General features: G+C 53.6%; 17 protein-coding genes. 12 read left to right on the top strand and 5 right to left on the bottom strand.

Annotation, left to right across the window (positions count from 1 at the left end):
• Positions 1–100: 100 nt before the first annotated feature.
• Together Q4G72_RS10015 and Q4G72_RS10010 are read left to right on the top strand one after the other, a co-directional pair.
• On the top strand, positions 101–997 hold the full coding sequence (locus tag Q4G72_RS10015; RefSeq protein WP_303311286.1) for a DUF4846 domain-containing protein: 897 nt from the start codon (positions 101–103) through the stop codon (positions 995–997).
• A gap of 36 nt (positions 998–1,033) precedes the next feature.
• Positions 1,034–1,732 (top strand): SIR2 family NAD-dependent protein deacylase, encoded by a 699-nt coding sequence (locus Q4G72_RS10010; RefSeq protein ID WP_303311285.1) that lies wholly within the window; start codon positions 1,034–1,036, stop codon positions 1,730–1,732.
• Here Q4G72_RS10010 and Q4G72_RS10005 read toward each other — a convergent pair.
• Positions 1,729–3,279 (bottom strand): FAD-dependent monooxygenase, encoded by a 1,551-nt coding sequence (locus Q4G72_RS10005; protein WP_303311284.1) that lies wholly within the window; start codon positions 3,277–3,279, stop codon positions 1,729–1,731. The genes Q4G72_RS10010 and Q4G72_RS10005 overlap by 4 nt on opposite strands.
• Positions 3,280–3,432: 153 nt before the next feature.
• Here Q4G72_RS10005 and Q4G72_RS10000 point away from each other — a divergent pair, with 153 nt between their 5' ends.
• The gene (locus tag Q4G72_RS10000) at positions 3,433–7,161 is read left to right on the top strand and encodes a BamA/TamA family outer membrane protein (protein WP_303311283.1); all 3,729 of its coding nucleotides are present in this window, start codon (positions 3,433–3,435) and stop codon (positions 7,159–7,161) included.
• A 153-nt stretch (positions 7,162–7,314) separates the two neighbouring features.
• The gene (locus Q4G72_RS09995; protein WP_303311282.1) at positions 7,315–8,313 is read left to right on the top strand and encodes a Ppx/GppA phosphatase family protein; all 999 of its coding nucleotides are present in this window, start codon (positions 7,315–7,317) and stop codon (positions 8,311–8,313) included.
• Between the two features lie 99 nt (positions 8,314–8,412).
• On the opposite strand, the gene ppk1 is transcribed toward Q4G72_RS09995, so the two are convergent.
• From ppk1 to gyrB, 3 genes are all read right to left on the bottom strand, one after another.
• Positions 8,413–10,707 (bottom strand): polyphosphate kinase 1, encoded by a 2,295-nt coding sequence (ppk1, locus tag Q4G72_RS09990; RefSeq protein WP_303311281.1) that lies wholly within the window; start codon positions 10,705–10,707, stop codon positions 8,413–8,415.
• Positions 10,708–10,767: 60 nt separating this feature from the next.
• The gene (locus Q4G72_RS09985; RefSeq protein WP_303311280.1) at positions 10,768–11,154 is read right to left on the bottom strand and encodes a RidA family protein; all 387 of its coding nucleotides are present in this window, start codon (positions 11,152–11,154) and stop codon (positions 10,768–10,770) included.
• An 88-nt stretch (positions 11,155–11,242) separates the two neighbouring features.
• Positions 11,243–13,219 carry a DNA topoisomerase (ATP-hydrolyzing) subunit B gene (gene gyrB, locus Q4G72_RS09980; protein ID WP_303311279.1) on the bottom strand — a complete coding sequence of 659 codons (1,977 nt, stop codon included), beginning with the start codon at positions 13,217–13,219 and terminating at the stop codon, positions 11,243–11,245.
• A gap of 297 nt (positions 13,220–13,516) precedes the next feature.
• Here gyrB and Q4G72_RS09975 point away from each other — a divergent pair, with 297 nt between their 5' ends.
• The 6 genes from Q4G72_RS09975 (at position 13,517) to Q4G72_RS09950 (ending at position 19,342) form a co-directional block, all read left to right on the top strand.
• Entirely contained in the window at positions 13,517–13,726 is a 210-nt protein-coding gene (locus tag Q4G72_RS09975; protein ID WP_303311278.1) for a hypothetical protein, read from the top strand.
• A gap of 536 nt (positions 13,727–14,262) precedes the next feature.
• On the top strand, positions 14,263–16,437 hold the full coding sequence (locus tag Q4G72_RS09970) for a PAS domain-containing protein (protein ID WP_303311277.1): 2,175 nt from the start codon (positions 14,263–14,265) through the stop codon (positions 16,435–16,437).
• A 115-nt stretch (positions 16,438–16,552) separates the two neighbouring features.
• On the top strand, positions 16,553–17,206 hold the full coding sequence (locus Q4G72_RS09965; protein WP_303311276.1) for a response regulator: 654 nt from the start codon (positions 16,553–16,555) through the stop codon (positions 17,204–17,206).
• A 274-nt stretch (positions 17,207–17,480) separates the two neighbouring features.
• Positions 17,481–17,879: a KGG domain-containing protein gene (locus tag Q4G72_RS09960; RefSeq protein ID WP_303311275.1), complete on the top strand. Its 399-nt coding sequence runs from the start codon at positions 17,481–17,483 to the stop codon at positions 17,877–17,879.
• 462 nt (positions 17,880–18,341) lie between these two features.
• On the top strand, positions 18,342–18,467 hold the full coding sequence (locus tag Q4G72_RS09955) for a hypothetical protein (protein ID WP_303311274.1): 126 nt from the start codon (positions 18,342–18,344) through the stop codon (positions 18,465–18,467).
• A gap of 608 nt (positions 18,468–19,075) precedes the next feature.
• Positions 19,076–19,342 carry a hypothetical protein gene (locus Q4G72_RS09950; RefSeq protein ID WP_303311273.1) on the top strand — a complete coding sequence of 89 codons (267 nt, stop codon included), beginning with the start codon at positions 19,076–19,078 and terminating at the stop codon, positions 19,340–19,342.
• A gap of 218 nt (positions 19,343–19,560) precedes the next feature.
• Here the strand turns inward: Q4G72_RS09950 and Q4G72_RS09945 are convergent, their stop codons facing one another.
• A complete protein-coding gene (locus Q4G72_RS09945) occupies positions 19,561–20,187 on the bottom strand; it encodes a potassium channel family protein (RefSeq protein ID WP_303311272.1) in 627 nt (208 codons plus the stop codon).
• Between the two features lie 571 nt (positions 20,188–20,758).
• Here Q4G72_RS09945 and Q4G72_RS09940 point away from each other — a divergent pair.
• Complete coding sequence (locus Q4G72_RS09940) at positions 20,759–20,926, top strand: chryseobasin-related MNIO class RiPP peptide (protein WP_303311271.1); 168 nt, start codon at positions 20,759–20,761, stop codon at positions 20,924–20,926.
• Between the two features lie 26 nt (positions 20,927–20,952).
• Entirely contained in the window at positions 20,953–22,086 is a 1,134-nt protein-coding gene (locus tag Q4G72_RS09935; RefSeq protein ID WP_303311773.1) for a multinuclear nonheme iron-dependent oxidase, read from the top strand.
• Positions 22,087–22,192: the final 106 nt, after the last annotated feature.

The following is a 22,192-nucleotide window of genomic DNA, read 5'->3' as shown; positions in this document are numbered from 1 at the left end:
TTATAGCCGGGGCTTTTTTATGACTTCGTCTGGCAAAATACTCCACCCGAAATACCGTTATTGATTCCTCTATCCTATTTCTGCTTAGCAAACTATCCTCATGAAAGCTGCTTTTCCCCTTCTGGCTTTGCTGTTTTGTTGCTCTGGTCCGGAGGCTGAATCAGGCACAAGTGCCCTTCGGGCGCAGCACCCGCTGTCTGCAGCCGAAGGCAGCCAAAATAGTTATCCATGGCTGGCAGCGGGCCGTTACAACCCACGCCAGACAGTAGCGGCGCGGTTTCTGCCGCCCAAAGGTTATCAACGGGTGGAGCTAATGCCGGGCTCATTTGGGCATTGGCTGCGGTATTTGCCTTTGCTCCCGGCCGGAACTCCGGTAAAGCTGTATAATGGCCAGCTTAAAGACCGGCAGGATGTGCACGCTGCGGTTTTGGACTTAGATGTTGGCACCCGTGACCTGCAGCAATGCGCCGATGCTGTAATTCGTTTGCGGGCTGAATATCAATTCAGTCAAGACCCGAACCAGGTACACTTTCACCTGACCAGCGGCGACGATATCCGCTTTCAGGACTGGTATGCGGGCACGGGCTTTAAGGTTGCAGGCAATGCCGTTCAACCGGCTACTAAGCCAGTAGAGCCACCCACGCACACTGTGCTGCGCCGCTACCTGGACCAGATTTACACCTATGCCGGCACCCTCTCCCTTAGTCGTGAGTTGCGTCCCATGCCACTGGCCCAGGTACAGCCTGGCGACGTATTAATTCGGGGTGGCTCGCCGGGCCATGCCGTTTTGGTGCTGGATGTGGCTGTGCAGCCCGGCAGCGGGCGGCGGGTGGCTCTGCTGGCGCAAAGCTATATGCCCGCGCAGCAAATGCACGTATTGGAAAATATATGGGATGAAACCGGGCGCAGCGCGTGGTTTCTGCTAGACCCACGGGTGGCCCAGGTGAGTACCCCCGAGTGGACGTTCCGGCGAGACGAGTTGGGCCGTTTTGAGTAAAATGAATTGGCAATAAGACTATTGATCGAGCTATAGATGAATAATAAAAAGAAACTCGTTGCCCTGACCGGGGCCGGTATTTCGGCGGAAAGTGGGTTGGCTACTTTTCGGGGTTCAGATGGGCTGTGGGAAGGACACCGCGTAGAGGATGTGGCTTCGCCGGAAGGCTGGGCGCGTAACCCGGAGTTGGTGCTGGATTTTTATAATCAGCGGCGGGCGGCAGCCCGGGCGGCTCAGCCCAACGCGGGCCACAAAGCCCTAGTGGACCTGGAGCAAGCCTACGAGGTAGTAATCATTACCCAGAACGTGGACGACCTGCATGAGCGAGCCGGCTCCTCCCACGTGATACACCTGCATGGCAAACTCTTTGAAGCGCGCAGTTCCCGGCACGAGGAGTTGGTCTACCCCATGTCCTCTGACCGGATTGAGCTGGGCGAGCTATGCGAAAAAGGCTCCCAGCTGCGACCCAACATTGTGTGGTTTGGTGAGGCCGTACCCTTGATGGAACGCGCAATGGAAGAAGCCGCTACCGCCGATATTTTTGTGGTAATAGGCACTTCACTGCAGGTGTACCCGGCCGCCAACCTGATACACTACGCGCCCGTAAACTGCCCGCTTTATATCATTGACCCACATCAGCCCCCACTAACTGCTCGCCGAAATCTGCATTTTATCACGGAGCCGGCCAGCACCGGCGTACCTAAACTGGCAGCTGAGTTGCTGGCGGAGCACTAGTTCATGCGCCCTGCTGAAAGTACCCGGAATGGTGCTTTGCCAATGCCCCAGTGGTCAGCATAAGCGGAGAACTGAACTTCCTCAAACTGCGGGGCTACTAAGCCTAAATAGCCATCGGGGCGTAGTAAGTACAAGGTGCCAGGAGTTTCCCCAGGCATAGGGCGAAGTACCGTGAAGGGTAACTCGCGCTGGCTTGCCCACTCCTGCACTTCTTGGGTTGGCTCTCCAACCGCCATAAGCTGCCAACCGGTTACGCGTAGGGCTTCAAATCGGCCGTCGGCCTGCCAGGGCAGCCGCTCACCGGCATCTGCATTAGAAGCACCACCTACACTCAGGGGTGAATCCGGATAGGCAATACTGATTTGAGAGACGGTACGGAAAGCCCACTTCCGAATGAAGGGCAAGCGTGCCAAAGCCGGCAAAACTAGGGGCAAAAACCTTAAACGGACAATATCTGCCAGCCGGGCGGGCCGGGTTACAATGGAAAATGCCCGGTCGGTAGTGGCTACCAGTTTTTGGGCAAAGGGTATCCGCTCCGTGGAATAGGTATTCAGCAGGGCACTGGGGGCTAAGCGGTGGAGCACGGCAGCCAGCTTCCAGCCCAGATTTGCGGCATCACCCATACCCGTGTTCATGCCCTGCCCGCCAGCCGGACTATGCACGTGTGCTGCATCCCCCGCTAGGAACACGGGCCCCTGCTGAAAGTGGTCAGCTACCCGGTGGTGCACTTTATAGGTCGAAAACCAGAACACCTGCTCTACTTTTAGCTTCTCGGCGGCTTCCAGCATTGGGCGCACATCCTCGAAAGTAGCCGTTTCTGGCTCTACCCCTTCAGGCAGAATACCAATGATGCGGGTGCGTTGGTCAGGCATTGGAAAAAACGCATAAAACTTCTGAGGCTGCACGGCTACCTGTAAGTACCGTTTCTTTCCCTGGTTGCCTGCCAGGCCCGAAACCCACGTATCGGCCACGAAGAAAACCTGCTGGTATGTGCCGCCAGGAAATCTGATCTGTAATGCCTTACGGGTAGCAGAGTGCGCCCCATCACAGCCCACCAGAAAGCGAAATCGGGCGGTCTGGACTTCATTTCCCCTGTTCAGTTGGGCCGAAACGGATTTGGGTTCGGTATCAACTGTCAGCGTAGTCAGTTCTGTATTCCATTCCACCCTGATGCCCTGAGCTTCCAGGGCTTCCCGCAGCAGCCGCTCGGTTTGATCCTGTGATATAACAAGCAAATAAGGAAACGGACTCAAGGAGGCACCTATCTGCCCAAGCGGCACATGAGCTACTACCCGACCCCATACCCGCAGGTTCATGCCCTCTACCATCAGACCCTGCTGCACAAAAGTCTCGGCCAGACCATGTCGATCCAGCAGCTCCAGCGTGCGGGCGTGCACTACCAGGGCCCGGCTCAGGGGCGAAGGACCAGAGCGGGCATCGATTATTCTGGGAGTAATGCCATGGCGCACCAGCTCCAGGGCCAGCATCAGACCGGTTGGGCCAGCACCAACAACCAATACAGGCGTCTCGGGTACGGGAGAGTTCATGGAGACTTTGCCAAAAGGGCAGACTTAATATTGAAAAATAATCAATTGGCACTGACCACTTCAGGCCGAAAGTCCTGAGGAATCGAATAACAGGATTTTTGGGTGAATACTTTTGCACCGAAGCTACGTATGGGAGAATTCACTCTACGCTCTATGCGAAAAATCTCCTCTATTTGGCTGCTGGCCGGTCTGTTTATAAGTACCCCATTGTATGCCCAGACGGTGGCTCCGGCGCATACGGTTTATCTGCTGGGTAATACTGCCACCACCGGCCCTTCTGCAGCACATCTGCAAGCACTCCGCCACACGCTGGAGCAGGAAACTGGCACTTTCAGCGTAGTACACCTAGGCGACATTGTGGGCCCCGAAGGCATGGGCAGCAAGCAGGACACCAGCGCTACAGCCCAAGCGGCCCGTGCCGATGCCCTGATTGCGCTGGTAAACGGCCTTCCCAACGGTAAGCTATATTTTGTGCCGGGTGACAAAGACTGGGCAAATTCCGGCCCCGATGGCCTTAAACGGGTGCGACGGCTGGAGAAATACATTGAAAGCAAGCTGCCCGGACAAAATGCCTTTGCCCCCACCGGCGGCTGTCCCGGCCCGGAGGTGATTGATATAGCCCCGCTGGTGCGCCTGGTGGCGATTAACTCTCCCTGGTGGACACACCCCTACGACCGGCCCGAAGCACCCGACACAGAGTGCAAAACGTTGACTAAGGAAGAGTTTCGGGAGCAGCTACAGGATATTCTAACTGACACCAAGGGCACCAATGTGCTGCTTATAGGTCACCATCCCATTATCAGTAATGGCATTTACGGCGGCCGCATGCCCCTCTCCCGCCACCTGCTCCCGCCGGTTTTAGGTACGCTATACGCGGCATACCGCCAGAATGTAGGCTCGCCCCGCGACATGGCCAACCCGGCCTACCAAGGGTTCCGGAAGGATATGTTGAGTACCCTGCGCGAAAATCCCGGGGTTATCTACGCTTCGTCTCACGACTATAGCCTGCAACTCAACCAGATTCAGCAGCAGGACAACTACCAGCTGATAGCCGGCAGCTTTACTGAGGCTCAGCATGTGGGCTCTAATGCTCGCGCCCTGTTCAACAAAGCGGAAGAAGGCTTCTCTAAAATTCAATACTTTCCTGACGGGACGGTAAAAACGCTTTTCTACACTTTCGGTCCTACTCCGGAAACTGCCCGAGAGGCTTTTTCGACCACTGTGTTTCAATCGGCCTGCACGCAGCCTCGCTTGCCTAATGTGCCGGTCAATTCCTTTATTCCGGATTGCCCCGGCGGCTCTTCGCAGAGTGAAGCTGCCTCCAAGCCCGATGCACCTTTTCAGCCCACTGTAACGGTAGCAGCCGGGTCGAAATACAAAGATGGGGCCGGGCGGCGCTTTTTTCTCGGACCGCTATATCGCACTACCTGGGCCCAGCCGGTGCAGGTGCCAATGCTTAATCTGGCCACGGAAAAAGGTGGCTTGTTCCCTTATGGTCGGGGTGGTGGCCGGCAAACAACCTCCCTAAAGCTGATTGCCGCTGATAGTACGGAATACGTGTTCCGCTCCGTAGACAAGGACGTAACCAAGATTCTGCCCCCTGAGCTGCGCAACTCTATTGCCGGTGATGTGCTGCGCGATATTACGCCCACTGCCCACCCCTACTCAGCCTTGGCAATCAGCTCCCTGCTCGACCAGACGGATATTCTGCACGCCCGCCCACGCCTGTTTGTACTGCCCGATAACCAACAACTGGGGCCCTACCGCGAGGAATATGCCGGGCTGCTGGGTACGCTGGAAGATGACCCCTGGGACCCAAAACCAAATACCCCTGGCTTTGGTGGAGCTAATGACATACGCCGTTCCTTCAGCTTTATCCGCCAGCTTTACAAAGATCATGACAGCCGCATTGATGCTCAGGCCCTGGGGCGTGCCCGCGCCTTTGACATGCTGATAGCCGACTTTGGCAAGCACGAAGACAACTGGAAATGGGCCGGCTATAAGCAGGATGGCTACACACTGTACAAGCCTATTCCGCGCGACCGGGACCAAAGCTTTACGCTGTGGAATGGCCTTCTTACCTGGACGGCCAACCGTGAATGGGCCGTGCCCAGCATTGAGGACTTTCAGGACAAATTCCACGATATGGAAAGCCTGAACTGGCCGGCGCGCCACCTCGACAGGTTCCTGCTCCAATCCCTTACCCGGGAGCAATGGCAGGATATAGGCCACTATCTGCAGGAGAAAATTACTCCCGCCGCTATTGATCAGGCCACTGCTCAGTTTCCGGCCGAAACGCAGGCACTATCCGGCCAGGAAATCAACCGTAAATTAAAATCCCGCATTCAGGAGTTGCCCAAGGCATTGGATGAATATTATCTGATGTTGGCCAAGCGAGTAGACGTGGTAGGCTCCAACAAGAGCGAGGTATTTCAGGTAGAGCGCCTGCCCGATGGCAACGTGCGGGTGCGCATGTTTGATAAAGCAAAAGGCACTGACGAGCCCGAAGGTGCCCCCCTTTTCGACCGCACCTTTAAGCGTGGGGAAACCGAAGAAATTGACTTATACGGCCTTGATGAGAAGGACATTTTTAACATTACCGGCTCTGTTCCGCGCAGCATTCTGGTGCGCATTATTGGCGGCGACGGAAAAGACCAGATAACCGACAACTCAAAGGTAAGTGGGCTGCGCACCCTCACCAAGGTGTATGATGTGCCCGAAACCCAGCTGCAGGCCAGCTCGGAAACGGATAACCGCACTTCCCATAAACAAGGCATCAACCACTATGACAGGGAAGCTTTTGAATATGACGGTTACAATCCTCGCGCCACGCTTATCTTCAACCAGAGCGACGGATTAGGCATTGGGGCTGGGTTTGACATAGTGCACCAAGGCTTCCGTAAGCCCGACTTCAAGAACCTCTATGGCATAGATATTCAGGGCTCCACCAATGGCAACTTTCAGGTAGCACTGAACTCCCGCTACCGCTATGCCATCAAGAAATGGGACATAGGTCTGCGCACCGAGTATGGCAACTATTTCCAGTTCTACAACTTCTTCGGGCTGGGCAACAACACGGTGAAAAACGACGGGCTGTACGATAATAACTTTTACAAAGCCCGCTACAAAGGCTATACCGCCAATGCCTTTCTGGAGCGTACCTTCCTGCAGCGCAGCCTGTTCCGCCTGGGCCCTGCCTATGAGCAGTTCACCACCAATTTTGCCGGCAACAGCTACCTGGGCCAGTTGCTGCAAACCCCCACTCCCGATACACCTTTACCCAATACCGCCTTCCAGCGCCTGGTAGGGCTAAACAGCTTATTTGACCTTGACCTGCGTGACCGGCAAAGTTATGCCCGGCGCGGCGTGCGCCTCTTGGTGCAGCACGACAGCTACCGCCAGCTAAATAGGGGCAAATCTTATTTTGGGCTTACGCAGGCCTTCGGCGAGTTTTATACCACGGCTCGTATTGCTATTCCCATCACGCTGGTATTGAAAGGTGGCGGCGCCAAGAACTATGGCAAGCAGGAGGAAATCCCCTTCTACAAATATGCTGCACTAGGGCAGCGCGAAAACCTGCGCGGCTACGTACGCAACCGCTTCACCGGCGACGCCAGCCTTTATCTGAATACGGAGCTACGCCTGGCGCTGGGCCGCAGCCGCAACTCTATCCTGCCATTCTACTATGGGGTATTTGGGTTGTATGACCGGGGCCGGGTGTATTACAAAGGCGATTCGCCGGGTGGTTGGCATACGGGCTACGGTGCCGGCTTTTATGTAGCGCCTGTAGCCGAGCAGCTGGCCTTGTCTATTTCCTATCAGGTTTCCGACGAAGAAAGCGCCCTGCTGCAATTTGGCCTTGGCTTCCGCATAGATCAATAAGCCTTTGTTCAGAGAAATGGAATAAAAAGCCCCGGCTGCTACCTGCATCTGGGGCTTTTTATTCCCAGCCAGCCAGTTGAACTTGTCGAGCTGTTAGGTCAGAAAACACAATCAACTATCTTTGATTTTCCCTATTCATTCTACTCTGCCTTCATGCAATATCCACTTCTGAAACTGGCCGCTATTGATATTGGATCCAATGCCGTACGGTGTCAGATTTCAGCAGTGCTCCACTACGGCGACCGATACCGGCTAAAGCGGGTGGAGTATGTGCGCTACCCCTTGCGTCTGGGCGAGGATGTTTTTGCCTCGGGTAACATTTCCCAACCCCGGCAGGACAAGTTTGTGAAGCTGCTACACGCCCTCAAGCTTTTGATGGAAGTACACGATGTGGCCCCTAACCACTACCTGGTGTGTGCCACCTCCGCCATGCGTACCGCCAAAAACGGCCAGGAAGTAGCCGAGCGGATTCAGCGGGAGTTGGGCATGACGGTACAGGTCATTGACGGCCAGGCCGAAGCCGCATTTATCAACCGCGTCATTGAGCAACTGCTGGAAGACAAAAAACACTATCTGCACATAGATGTAGGCGGCGGCAGCACGGAGTTCAACATTTACCACGACCGGCGTAAAGTGGCCTCCCAGTCCTTCGAGGTAGGCTCTATCCGGCGTATGCAGCAGGAAGAGTCCGGCCTGGATACCGATGCCCTGAACGGCACCTGGAAGCGCATGGAAGACTGGGTAACGGAAAACGCCCGCCGCTTCCACGTAACGCGCGCCATTGGCACAGGTGGCAACATTAACAAGCTTTACAGCATGGCGCAGCCCCAGCTGGACAAGCCCGTTACGCGCGCCCGCATTGCCACAGTCCTGGACCACCTGACCAGCATGAGCATGGATGAGCGGGTAAACGTAGCCATGCTAAACCCCGACCGTGCCGATGTGATTGTACCTGCCGGCCACATTTATCTGGCCGCTATGGAATGGGCTAATATACATACCATGCTGGTGCCTGATATTGGCCTAAAGGATGGCATGCTGCAGTCGTTATTCGAAGACCACTTCGATGAAATTGAGCCCTCTGCCCTGCTTCGCAAAGGTCCTAAGCCCAAGCTTACTGTGCAGAGCCGAGACAACGACGAAGCCAGCTAATGTAGGCTCACTCCCTATTTATAAATGCCACTAAATGCCACGCCCGGCCGGATAGTCTATCCGGCCGGGCGTGGCATTTGTAACTATTTGTACTGGTAGCTAGGCGCAACTGGGGGTACCGGTGGTTTCTACCGGTTCCGCATCTTCGCCTTCCCCCGTATCAATGGGCGTTATCAGGCACTCGGCTACTACTTCTTCGCCGTCTTCATCAGCAGCCGTTACAGGCGGTGTGGCCTCCTCCACCAGCGAACTAACTACGGCTTTGGGCGTGAGATAATCCTGATACAGGTCTCCATCTCCTACCAGACTATAGTTTTTGTGGTAAAACTCTTTGTGCACGTTAAACACGGGCTCATCCAGCCCCGGCTGCCGGCGCACGTATGCGCCATCCTCGCGCATGAGGTAAGTATTTTGGTTGTCGCGCAGGTTGAAATACAGGATATTGATAGCTTCGCGCTTCAGCTGGGGATTTACGATACTAAATAGGGCCTCAATGCGGCGGTCGAAGGAGCGTACCATCACATCGGCTGAGCCGGCATACACCAGCGGGTGACCGGCGTGGTGGAAGTAGAACAGGCGGGCATGCTCCAGGTACTCGCCCACAATGCTGCGCACCTCAATATTGTCGCTCAGACCGGGGCGGCCCGGACGCAGACAGCAGATGCCGCGCACCACCAACCGGATAGGCACCCCTGCTTTGGAAGCTTTGTACAGCTCGTCAATTACCTCCTTGTCTTCCAGGGAGTTCATCTTCATTACAATACCGCTGGGAATGCCTTTTTTAGCATTCTTGCCTTCTTCCCGGATCAGGTGTATGAGTTGCTGGCGCATGTCTTTGGGCGCCGTAATCAGGTACTCGTAGTTATCGGGCTGCGAGTGGCCGGTTATTACGTTGAAGAACTCCGATACATCGTGGCCATACACCTCATTGGTAGTCAGCAGGCTCACATCGGTGTAAATCTTACTGGTTTGCTCGTTATAATTGCCGGAACCGATGTGCACGTAGCGCGTCACCTTGTCGCCCTCCTTCCGGATGATCATCAGCATCTTGGTGTGCGTCTTGTACTTCGACACGCCATAGATGACGAAGCAGCCCGCCTTTTCCAGCCGGCCACCTTCCCGGATGTTACGCTCCTCATCAAAGCGCGCTTTCACCTCAAACAGCACCGAAACGTGCTTGCCATTCTCCGCCGCTTTCAGGAGCGCCGCCGTCACGCGGGAGTCATCGGCGAGGCGGTAGATGGTTTGCTTGATGCCTAGTACGTGCGGGTCCTCGGCGGCCTGCTCCAGCAGACGTACCACGGGCTCAATGCTGTTGTACGGATGGTTCAGCAGTACATCGTGGTGCTTCAGGTATTCAAACAGGTTGTCCTCGGCGCCATCGGGCAGGCTGAGCGGTGTTACCGGTGAGGGCTGCTTGCTGCTCTTGCCGCGAAGATTAGGATGCTTCAGAATCTGCAGGAAGCCCCGCATATCCATCAGGGCGCTGATGACGAATACGTTGCCGTTATCAATTTTCCAGCGCTCCTTGAGCACATTCATCAGTATCGGCGAGGCGTCGCGCTCTACTTCCAGGCGAACCACGCGGCCTTTCTTGCGGGTTTTCAGGCCTACCTGAATCTCCTTGATGAAGTCGACGTCAATGTCTTCCGATTCTTCCAGGGTGAAGTCGCCGTTGCGCGTGATGCGGAACAGGTTGGCGGATACAATGTCAATGTTGCGGAACAGCTTGGGCAGATTTTCCCGCACTATTTCTTCAATGGGCACAAAGATGACTTTGTCCTTGCGCGTGAGCTCAAAGAAGCGCGACAGGTTCTGCGGAATCTGCACAAACGTGAGCCGCTCCTGTCCTTTCTCCGCTTCCGTATCCGGGCCCGTGCGCGTGACTACCCCAAAGATGAGCATCTGGTTCATCATCAATGGAAAGCCATGGTAGGAGTCGTATACCATGGGCGTGAGCAGCGGGTAGAGCGTGTGCTTGAAGTAGCCCTCGGCTTTCTTCAGCTCCAGCTCCGTGAGCTCATCCATGCGCAGAATATTGAAGCCATTTTTCTCGAAGTTTGGCTTTAACTCATGCAGATAGGTCAGCGACTGGTCGTTGACGAAACGGTGCGCAAAGTCCAGCAGCTTGCGCCGGAACGGCAGCTCCCGCAGGCCGGAGTAGTCCACCCGCTCCTTGCCGTAGTCGATATAGTTATACAGCGAGCCGACCCGAATCATGAAGAACTCATCGAGGTTGCTGCTGGTAATGCTCAGGAACCGCAGCCGGTCGAACACCGATTTGCTGGTATCCTTGGCCTGATCCAGCACGCGGTAGTTAAACCGCAGCCAACTCAGGTCGCGGCTGATGTATTTACTTTTCCGAATGAGGTCGGCGGATTTGAAGATTTTCATAGCGGAGTAAAAAACCGGGGTAAGATACGTATGCGGCCGCCTCCCCGGCGCATATTCAGGTCAGGAAATAATAGCAGTGGCCTCAATTTCGACCAACAAACGTGAATCGATGAGGGCACGCACCTCCACCATGCTGGTAGCCGGACGAATCTGGCCGAACACTTCAGCGTGGGCCCGGCCTACAGCTTCCCACTCCGAAATATCCGTGACGTAGATGCGGGTGCGCACTACATCCTGCAACGTAGCACCGGCCTGGGTTAGTGCCGCCTCAATTTTTTCCAGAATGCGTACGGTTTGCCGGTAGGCATCACCACCTGCCACGGAGTCGCCATCCTGCGCAGTAGTGCCCGATACTTCTACCACGTTGCCCACGCGCACGGCCCGGGAATAACCTACCACGGCCTCCCACGGAGCACCGGAAGAAATGAGTTGTCTGGCTGGAGTCATAACAGCAAAAAAGTCCTCGGCATACCGACAAAAAAAGCTCGCCGGGGCGAGCTTTTTTTGTCAGATCCAATACGGAACGGAAGGCAGATTAAACATCGAGTTTGGCGTACTTGGCGTTTTTCTCGATGAACTCGCGGCGGGGCGGCACTTCGTCGCCCATCAGCATGGAGAACAGGTGGTCGGCTTCTACGCCCGACTCTATGTCTACGCGCTTCAACGAGCGGGTTTCCGGCTGCATGGTCGTTGTCCAGAGCTGTTCAGCATTCATCTCACCCAGACCTTTGTAGCGCTGCACGTTCACCGTTTCGGGCTTACCGCGGCCCAGCTCTTCCTGAGCAGCCATACGCTCCTCTTCGGTCCAGCAGTAGCGCTCCTCTTTCCCACGCTTCACCAAGTACAGCGGCGGCAGGGCAATGTAGATGTAGCCATTGTCGATCAGCTCCCGCATGTAGCGGAAGAAGAACGTCAAAATCAACGTCCGGATGTGCGAGCCGTCGATGTCGGCGTCGGTCATGATGATGATTTTGTGGTAGCGCAGCTTGTCCATGTTCAATGAACGGGAAGTGCTACCATCATCCTCGTCGGTCTTCTTTTCGAAGCTCACGCCAAGGGCCGTAATCATGTTCCGGATTTCTTCGTTTTCGTAGATGCGGTGCTCCTGCGCTTTTTCTACGTTCAGGATTTTACCCCGCAGTGGCATAATAGCCTGGAAGGCACGGTTCCGGCCCTGCTTGGCAGTACCACCGGCCGAGTCACCTTCTACCAGGTACAGCTCGCAGATAGCCGGATCAGACTCCGAGCAGTCGGCCAGCTTACCGGGCAGACTGGCAGAACCCAGCACCGATTTACGCTGCACCATCTCGCGGGCTTTGCGGGCAGCAACCCGGGCTTTGGCGGCCAGAATTACCTTCTCCACAATGATGCGGGCTTCCTTGGGATTTTCCTCCAGATACTGGTTCAGGATTTCGCCCACGGCCTGGTTTACTGCGCCGCTCACATCGGAGTTGCCCAGCTTGGTTTTGGTCTGGCCTTCAAACTGCGGCTCCTGCACCTTCACCGAAATAACGGCGGTAAGGCCTTCGCGGAAGTCATCCCCCTGCACCTCTACCTTGGCCTTTTCCAGCAAGCCGGATTTATCGGCGTAGGCTTTCAGGGTGCGGGTAAGGGCCGAGCGGAAGCCGGCTACGTGCGTACCACCTTCAATGGTGTTGATGTTGTTGACGTAGCTGAAGATGTGCTCCTGGTAAGAGTCGTTGTACTCCAGGGCCACTTCTACCGGCGTGCCGCCTTTCTCGCTGATTACGTGAATGGGCGCGGGCATCAGCACGTTGCGGCTGTTGTCCAGGTACTGCACAAACTCGCTCAGGCCGCCCTGGGAGTAGAACTCCTCAAAAAGGAACGAGCCGTCGTCGTTGGTTTCGCGGCGGTCCGTGAGCAGGATACGGATACCCTTGTTCAGGTACGACAGCTCCCGCAGGCGGTTGGCAATGGTTTCGTACTTATAAACACTCTCGCTGAAGATGGTATCATCCGGCATGAATTCTACCTGGGTACCATGCTCATCGGTGTCGCCAATTTCCTTTACCGGATACTGGGGCACGCCAATCTTGTACTCCTGCTCGTAGATGTGGCCGTTGCGGCGCACTATTACTTTCAGGTCTTTGCTAAGCGCATTTACGCAGCTCACGCCTACGCCGTGCAAGCCGCCGGACACCTTGTAGGAGTCCTTATCGAACTTACCGCCAGCGTGCAGCACCGTCATAACTACCTCCAGGGCCGAGCGGCCTTCTTTCTGGTGGAAGTCAACGGGGATACCGCGGCCGTTATCCCGGACGGTAATGGAGTTGTTTTCGTTGATGGTTACTTCAATCCGGTCACAGTGGCCGGCCAGGGCTTCGTCAATGGAGTTATCGACTACTTCCCACACCAAATGGTGCAGGCCTTTGACGCCAGTATCGCCAATGTACATGGACGGCCGTTTCCGTACGGCCTCGAGCCCTTCGAGTACTTGAATGCTATCCGCGGAGTACTCGGCGGGGCCTTTTTTCTCTTTCGTTTCGCTCATGTGGGGCACTTAGTTCAGCACTATTTATTAGTAAACAAAGATACCGATTTTATCCGGTTTTTGCCAGAAAAAACCCCTGCTAATCCTGTTTTCCCTGATGTGGCTTCTCACTAACAACATTGCGCTTTTCCGTGTAAATTTTGCAGTAAATAATGAAATTCGCTATCTGGCAGAAGTGCTACTTTTCCTCTTTTACGGATGGGTTACAGCTTCTTGATTAGGCAATTATCGATGCCTACTGATATTGATAAGTCCTGATAATTCTGTATTTTAAAGGACAACTTTATTTGGGCAGCCATGAAATCACAGGATCTGTCAGCTTCACCATTGCCCGGCGCCTGGGCTACCCCAACTGCCGGTAGCCAGCAGTTGGTGCCTACCTTACGCCCACAGGCGCCTGTATCCCACCCCACTCAGCCTACGGCCCAACCCTTTTCTGACCCCGAAGACCCAAACTTTCCTACAGCATGGGTAAGTGCCTGTGAGGCAATGGGCTCTATTTTCTAAGCGCAGTCTACGGACCGCGGCAGCTTTATTAAAGATCCTCATATATCAGGGCCGGCGTAGCTGTATACTGCTGCTTCACCACTGCGTGCAGTCTGTTGGCAACTGGCTTCAGGCTATGATTTACGCTCATTCCAAGCTTCTCCTGCATCTTCCAAAGTACTATCAGGATAGAAAGAGAACTGCCCAAGGCAGCCAGATGGATAAGTTATAGGCAGAAAGTCACGCATCAACCAGCACGCAAAGCATAAAATCCAGATTACGCGTTTTAAAACAACTATTTTTTTCCGTCAGGGCTTACCCCTGTATCTGACGCATATTTGAATAAAAAACCAGGGCTATTCTAAATACATGATTACAAAATTTTAACTATCAATATTTTACCCTCCCAGAAATATCAGGGCGCCCAATCGGAATAAATATTCAGTTTCCACACTATTGTTTTAGCTGGCCAACTTATGCCCATTGCCCGTAGCCATTCGTAATTAGAAAGTAGGAACTTCCCGCCTCATTACCCCTACTTTTCTATTCCTGATACAATGCAGCAGGATGGCAACACCCTTGGTTCAAACAGTTCTGACAATGCATCTGCTCCTGGATTTCCAGCAGACAGCATAGTACAGCTGTGTAACACCATGCCTTGGGGCGTTTTTGCCTTGGATGCTGACGGCAGGCTAACATACATCAACACCAAGGCAGAAGCGCTTTGGGGCATGTCCTCGGCCGAGTTCCTTGGTCGGCAACTCTGGCAGAGCCCGACACCGGCAGCTTTGCCTTCTGAGTTAAGCCTGGCCCTGCAGCAAGCAATTTCTCAAGCAGGCAGTGTAGAAGGCCAGTTTCAGCTCCCCAACCGCAAGCAATGGCTTCAGGTGTCCACTGCGCCCTATGCGGGTGGCCTGTTGGTATATGCCCACGATATTACCAGCTTCAAGCAGCAGGAAATCCAATACCGCACTCTCACAGATAATACCCCGGACGTGATTACGCGCTGGGACATGGAACTGCGTCTGGTATATGCTAACCAGGCATTAGTAGAAAGATCCGGGCAGCCGCTACAGGCCCTACTGGGCCGGACTAACCTGGAAATTGGGCACCCGGAAAGCATTGCCCGGCCCTGGATGGAAAGCCTGCGGCGCACTTTCGATACTGAAAAGGCGCAGGAGCACTACAATAAAGTAGACTCCCCCAGCGGGGCGAAGCACTTTTTCTCCCGCCTGGTTCCTGAATTTGTGGATGGTAAGCCAGACACAGTACTAGCCATTGCCCGCGAGATTACGGAGCTTAAACAGGCAGAGGCCGACATTCAGCAAAGCCAGCAGTTTCTGCAGGCTATTCTGGATAGCTCCAACAATATGATTCAGATGATGCAGGCGGTACGGGATGAGCAGGGCCATATCATCGACTTCCGTTGGCGCCTGCTGAATACGCGCAGCATACAAGCCTTCGGGCAGGTTATCGGCGAGAGTATTCTTCAGCACAATCCCTCGGTTATTTCCACGGGCCTTTTTCAGCGTTTTGTAGCCGTCACGGAAACCGGAGTACCTGCCCAGTTTGATATTGAATACCGCCATGAGCAGTTTGATGGCTGGTACAATCTGTCGTTGGTAAAGCTGGAGGACGGCATTGTTATTACCACCACCGATATTACAGAGCGCAAGCTTACGGAGCTGCAGCTACGGGAAAGCCAGGAGCTGCTGCAGAATGCCTTTGATGTTTCTACCATGGCTTTTGCTTTGCTGCAAGCCGTGTATGAGGGGCCCGAGCTAACTGACTTCCGGTACATTCTCGTAAACAAGGCCTCCCGGGACCTGCAGCCAGACAAAAACCTTGTAGGGATGCGGTACACCAAGGTTTACCCCACGGTAAAGCAAATCGGGGTTTTTGACAGCTTTAAGCGGGTAATGGAAACCGGCGAGCCGCTGGATATTGAGCAGTATTACAGCGGAGACGGGCTTCAGAACTGGTTTCGGATAACAGCGCGTAAAATTGGTGAACTGCTGGTAACCAGCGCCGAGGATATTTCGGCCCGCAAACTGGCCGAGGCCAGCAAGCTGGTTCAGCAGCAACAACTGGTAAATGCGGTGCTGGAAGCGCAGGAAACCGAAAGGCGCCGTATTGCTGAAGATCTGCATAATGGCCTGGGCCAACTGTTATATGCCAGCAAGCTGCACCTCAACCAGTTGGAGCAGCCCCTGCCCTTTGCGCAGTTTTCTGAACTAAAGCACAAGACGGTGCAGCTCCTGACCTCGGCCATTTCGCAAACCCGTACCCTCTCCCATCAGCTTACCCCCACTGCCCTGAAAGAACTGGGGCTGGAAGCCGTTTTGCGCGACATTTGCCACGACTATAGCAACCGGCAACTGCGCATGCACTGCCGGGTAACCGCTCTGCCCATTGGTCTGCATCTTAACTTGCAACTGGCGCTCTACCGCATGGCTCAGGAATTGGCCAATAACATTGTTAAGCACGCCGATGCCACCGAAGCCTGGATGCACGTGCGGGCTTTCAAGAGTAGCCTTATTCTGGAAGTAACCGACAATGGCCGGGGATTTGCTCAGGAACAAATCAAATCCAAGGGCATTGGGCTGCGTACCCTACAGGACCGCGTGGACCTGCTGAGTGGCACCCTGCACATAGATTCTACTCCAGAGCATGGAACCACCATCCATATTGAGGTTCCACTGACCAGCCCGGTAAATTCTCCTCCTCAATAACAGGCTGAACACAAGCTACCTTGGCAATCTTTTTTGCCGGCATGTGCGTTCTAGAAGAAGGTATCCTCGTTACACTAAAGGCCATCCGTAATAGCAACATTTTCCAACTACTACTATGATTAGGATTTTTCTGGTTGATGACCACACCATTGTGCGGGAAGGATTGCGGTCCGTACTCAGTTCAGAACCAACTATAACTGTAGTAGGCGAGGCAAATAATGGTCAGGAACTTCTGGAAATGCTGCCTACTACCCCAGCCGATGTAGTGATGCTGGATATGAATATGCCCGTGCTGGATGGCCTGGCCACTACCATTCAGCTGCGGGAGGCATTTCCTGATGTGCGGATTCTGGTGCTTTCTATGATCAGCCATGAGCGCAGCATTGGGCAACTATTGGATGCCGGCGCCCATGGCTATGTGCTGAAGAATGCGGATAAAGGCGAAATCATTGTCGGAATTCATACGGTGGCATCAGGCAAGCAATTTCTGTGCAGTGAAGTAGGCCTGGCAATGCTGCGCAAGGTGCTCACGCTGGAAACCGTCAGCACCGATGAGGAGAAAAAGCCCGGTGGCCTTTCTTTCCGGGAACGGGAAGTGCTGCAGCTTATTGCTGAAGGCATGACCACAAACGAAATTGCCGAGAAGCTTTTTACCAGCCGGCGCACCATTGAAACGCATCGGCAAAACCTGATTGAAAAAACCAAAGTCAAGAATACTGCTGCTCTTATCCGCTACGCTATGGAGCAGGGCATTCTCCGGCACGATTAACCAAATTGGGCTCATATCACAGAGCTTAGCAAGGCCCCATTCTGCAAGGGCCCAACAGCTTTTCCGGGGATTTTTTGGCGGTATCCGTATAATTTGTCGGCTAGCGACGAGGTCCGTATTTTACTCGCAAGCTGAGCTAAAACCCGCAAAGGCCATCAGTAAAAGTCGGTATTTTGTTAATCCTGAGGCATTTTGCTGTACCAAACAGCAACTAAGTGAGGAAAGGAAGGCGTTAAGGAAAGACAAGTTTTTCCACCTTTAATACCTTTTCATCATGCCAAACTCAAAAGGAAATAAGCGCGGCGGAAGCTCAGAGCAGCATGCCGCAGCTGGCCGCAAAGGCGGAATGGCCAGCAGTGGTGGTAATGCCCAGAACAGCAGTGGCCACCAATCCAGCAGCAACCGCGGCTTTGCCGCCATGGACCCAGAGGAACAGCGGCGTATTGCCAGTGAAGGAGGCCGGGCCTCACATCAGAGTGGCCGGGGCCATGAATGGACCTCAGCAGAAGCCCGTGAAGCCGGCCGCAAAGGTGGCATGGCCAGTCATGGTGGTGGACAAGGTGGCGGCAACCAAGGCGGCGGTGGTGGCAACCAAGGCGGAGGCGGCCATGGCGGCGGCGGTAACCAGGGTGGCGGTGGCGGCCAGGGTGGTAAAGGAGGCAGTGGCCGCTAAAGCGCAGTATCCCAGTTACCTCAGATAGTACTCCATTCCGATAACGATAACGTCGCCACACTCTTAATGAAAGAGGTAGCCGCGTTAATGCCCAAGGGGGAAATCCCTGGGGTTTCGTCCCAGGGATTTCCTAATTCATTTACGCACTTCATGGATTTTCTTCGCTATGCCTGGTATGCTTGTCCCTCATCCGGCAGCAATCTGTATCTGAGCATTTTAACTCGTAAGCGTTGTCTGGCCTGCTGGCGCATAACCCGCCCTATGCCAGGCACTCCGGAAAAAAAGCTACGCAGAGGTATATGGCAGCAAGTAGCAGAAGTACCTGCTCTCCTTAATCTCACTGAAACCGGCCACTGTAAACTCCCCGGCAGCCTCTATACAGGCACCAATTCCCAGCAGCTGCGGCAGGCTGTATCCAACGGCCGGCTACTGTTACAGTTGATTGATCCTACGTCCGGTGTTATGAACACTTACTCCCTGATTCGGGTACGCCCTGAAGGCTCTGCCTGGCTGTTTGGCGAGGTATTTTACCTACCTCATGTATCGGCTGTTCCAACCTCTTCCATACCGGTTGGTACGATTGTTTAGCCAAGCTGTGGCTTCGGTCTCATCCTGCCGCCTTTTGCTGTTTCAACCAGGGTTATCCGCAATACGATTTGCTTAAGTTTTTAGCCTTGATGGCAGTGCCTGAAATCACTTTAGCAGTAACATTATTGATATCGTGAATCCTATTATTTGTTAGCTACTACGGTTATATGACTATGCTTTTCGAGCAAGAGTTATGACTTATGTGAATTGCTATTTAACGCTATATAAACACTAGGCTAGTTTTCATATAAGACACTATATATAAATCATTTAGCAGCAGTTATCCACTCTACCTTTTACCCTATTCCTTAACTATACTATAGATTATTTAGGTGCTTATTATCCTAGTCTATTTTATCTATAGAAGAAAAGCCCGGGAGATTTGCAGCTGATAGCACTGCTTATCACCCGGGCTTTTCCTATGGCTTTACTACCAGCGGTTAGTGGAAGTTTCATGTAGCTGGATTACCGATGAAAAGCAAGAGAAGCATGCTTCCAAATTTGTAAGCCAGAAGTAAAAACAGGCATACTTGTAGAAACAGGGTAACCAGACAAAACCTGTTGCGAAAACCCTACGTAGAAGCCCGACTTGTCTTTTGCCCTAGTAAATGGCTTCTCCAGAATTCACTCCATTTCCCTCAGACCTGACCCCGGCTGAGCGCCAGGCGCGCCTAAAGCGGCAGAGTCACGTCACATGGGGTGTGGCCATTGCTACCTTGGCAGGCGCGGCTCCCAGCCCAGAAGTGCTTGAAGCTCTGCAGGGATACATAGATGGAGAGCGTAGTCTGGAGGACCTCATGGCCCTCTATAACCCAGCCGAAGCTGATACCCAGGCCCTGGCCGCCACAGTCCGCCGGGAGAAGTTTACGCGCTGAGTTGCCAGTAAAAACAACTTAAATCAATTGTCTACTTTCTGGAGGTAATCTCATCCTTAGTCTGATCGTCGGGACTGTTGTGAATACCTTTTTACGACTACTGAAGGAAAGCTTTAGGCAGCACTAAAAAAGCCCCTCAGCATATACGCTAAGTGGCTTTTCTGTATGTGTAGCCCTTTGGCTCGAGCCATCGAACGGCGGCTTAGAAGATGGTGGCCCTACCCTCTTTGGTAATTGTTGTCGGTGCTACTCCCCGGGCTACCACTGTGCAGGCTTACTAAGCGCGCCAGCAATATGGCCAGGAAGAGCTGGCCGCATACGGCTTCCAAATTAGCAAAGCTACGGGCCAGTGGATGCACGGGTAGAATGTCGCCGTAGCCAGTTGATGTGAGCGTGGTCAAGCTGAAATACACTAGCTCGCCGGACTGTGAGGACGCTTTGTTCAGAGTGGTGAAAGCCCCCGGAAAAGCCAGGCTAATGCTGTCATAGGCGCCTACAAACAACAGGGCGAGGTTCAGGTAAACGACTACAGCGCCCAACAACTGGTGACGGGTTACCCACTGGGCCCGAAACACTGATTGGCCCACCGCCACGGTAATGCTTAAAGTTGCTACTGTGTGCAGCATGAGGCCCAGATGGGGATTGGGGCCTGCACATAACATCCATACCATCCCGGCTACGCAGAGCAGAATCAGGATACGAACTTTGCTATGCGGCGGCAAGGCAAGGGCGGCAATAACCAAAAGCAGGATTTGCATGCCATCCATCACCGCAAAGTTCAGCACGTGGGCGCTTAACAAGGGGCCGGCTACAAAAAGCACCAGGACCTGCCCTAACAACAACACACTCAGGGAGGGCTCCTGAACCCGATTTTACCAGCGCGCTATTTTGTTAGTAAGGCGTATGGTTATAGGCTGAGACATGGCGGAAAGAATTGTAGCGTCAGAGAAACGGGCCAACGAATACCAGCAAGCGGAGTAAGGCAGCCGACGGCCGGCGAAGGTCAGCACAAAACAGAATGGGAGCAGAATCGAACCGACCAACTCCCCTAAACCATCGATGAATACTGCGTTGCGTCACGAAAAGTAAAACTCTCTCCTTCGCCTGCGCAAAGGGAACCCACCTCTCTACTAGAGAAACTCAGGCCTCTGGCTCCCTCCTTTTCCCACAACCCATCTTAGCTGAGAAAAAGAATATGATTTTATAGTTCTTGGAGTCGTTTATACTATACTTCTTCATTCAGTAAGCCGCAATAGCCCGTTTATGCTAGTTATATTGTTGTGAATAAATAGAATACATTCGTTGGCAATGCTATTTCATGGCTGGTACAACGTACTTCGTTGCAACCCCTGCGTTTGTTTTTGACTCTTGTAGGTAACAAGTGGTATTGTATCTCGCCCATTAACCGCAACAAGTATGAAACTCCCTAAAGCATTACTCGGCGCTATTGTGGTTGGCCTTACTGTGCAAACCACGGGTTGTTCCAGCAAGGATACTCCCACACCCAAAGGAGAGCAGGTGAGCAAGGATGGTAAAACGGTTACTACCATTCCGGATAATTGTCCGGCCTGTGGCCGGGGCTGATTTTCAGACCCAACACAAGTTTGAAAATGGAAGAGCAGCCCCTCATCTTATCCGCTATTGCCGGCAACCTGGATGCGGATATTCTGACGGCGGCTTTTCCATTGCTAGAAGCCGGGAAGATTGAAGCCTGGGAATGGTCATTCGATACGCTTTTTCAGCAGGAGGCACTGCCATGCTGGTTTGAAGAGCTACTGCACACCTATAGCCGCCAGCAACGGCTAATTGGCCATGGCGTATATTTTTCCCTTCTCTCGGGTCGGTGGACAAGTGAGCAGCAAGCTTGGCTGGAGCGTCTCCGCCAGCTAGCCACCCAGTTCACCTTTGATCATATTACCGAGCATTTTGGCTTTTTTACCGGTCATCATTTCCATGCTGGTGCGCCATTGCCTATTCCGTATAATGCTGCAACGCTGCGCATCGGGCAGGATCGGTTAAGCCGGATCTACGAAGCCGCCCGCTGTCCCGTTGGACTGGAAAATCTGGCATTTGCCTACTCCCTGGACCAAGTGAAACAGCATGGGGAGTTTCTGGAAAAACTGGTCGAGCCAGTCAATGGATTTCTGATTCTGGACCTGCACAACCTCTACTGCCAGCTTCATAATTTTGCCGTTACCTATCAGGATCTAATCCACCTCTATCCCCTGGATAAAGTCAGAGAAATACATATTTCCGGGGGAAGCTGGGAAGATTCGACTTTACTCCCCGGCAAAAAGATAAGACGGGATACCCATGATGGGGCCGTGCCCGAGGAGGTGTTTACCCTACTTGAGCAGACCATCCCCCAGTGCCCTCATCTGAAATACGTGGTTTTGGAGCAGCTGGGCAGCGGCTTAAAGACCGAGGCAAGCAAAGCCCGTTTCAGGCAGGATTATCGGCGCATGCAGCGCTTAGTCAAACAATGCCGCCGTAACCTGACCAGTCATCAAGCTTCGTCGTTTCTGCCCCTGAATTTCACTTCGCCCGATCTTGTAGTTGAAGATGAAGTACTTGCTCAAGAGCAAGGGCAACTTTCGCATATCCTGGAAACCAGCCTCTCCTTTGAAGAGGCTCGCACTAAGCTGCTCGGTTCTTCTCTGGCCCAATCGGATTGGACAATTGAAAGCTGGGAGCCTTATATGTTGGAAACAGCAGTCAGTATTGCCCAGAAGTGGAAGCAATAGCTGGTGAGTGCGGGTAGTGTTGAAGGCATATAGGCAGGCAGACCGAGAACGACGGCTGCCTGCCTATATCTGAATCTTACTGAGGTCTGATTACCAGCTCTTAAAA

This window comes from Hymenobacter sp. BT730 (assembly GCF_030542105.1).
Classification (GTDB): Bacteria; Bacteroidota; Bacteroidia; order Cytophagales; family Hymenobacteraceae; genus Hymenobacter.
Note: the sequence above shows the minus strand (reverse complement) of the source record. Positions and strands in the feature narration are given on the sequence as shown.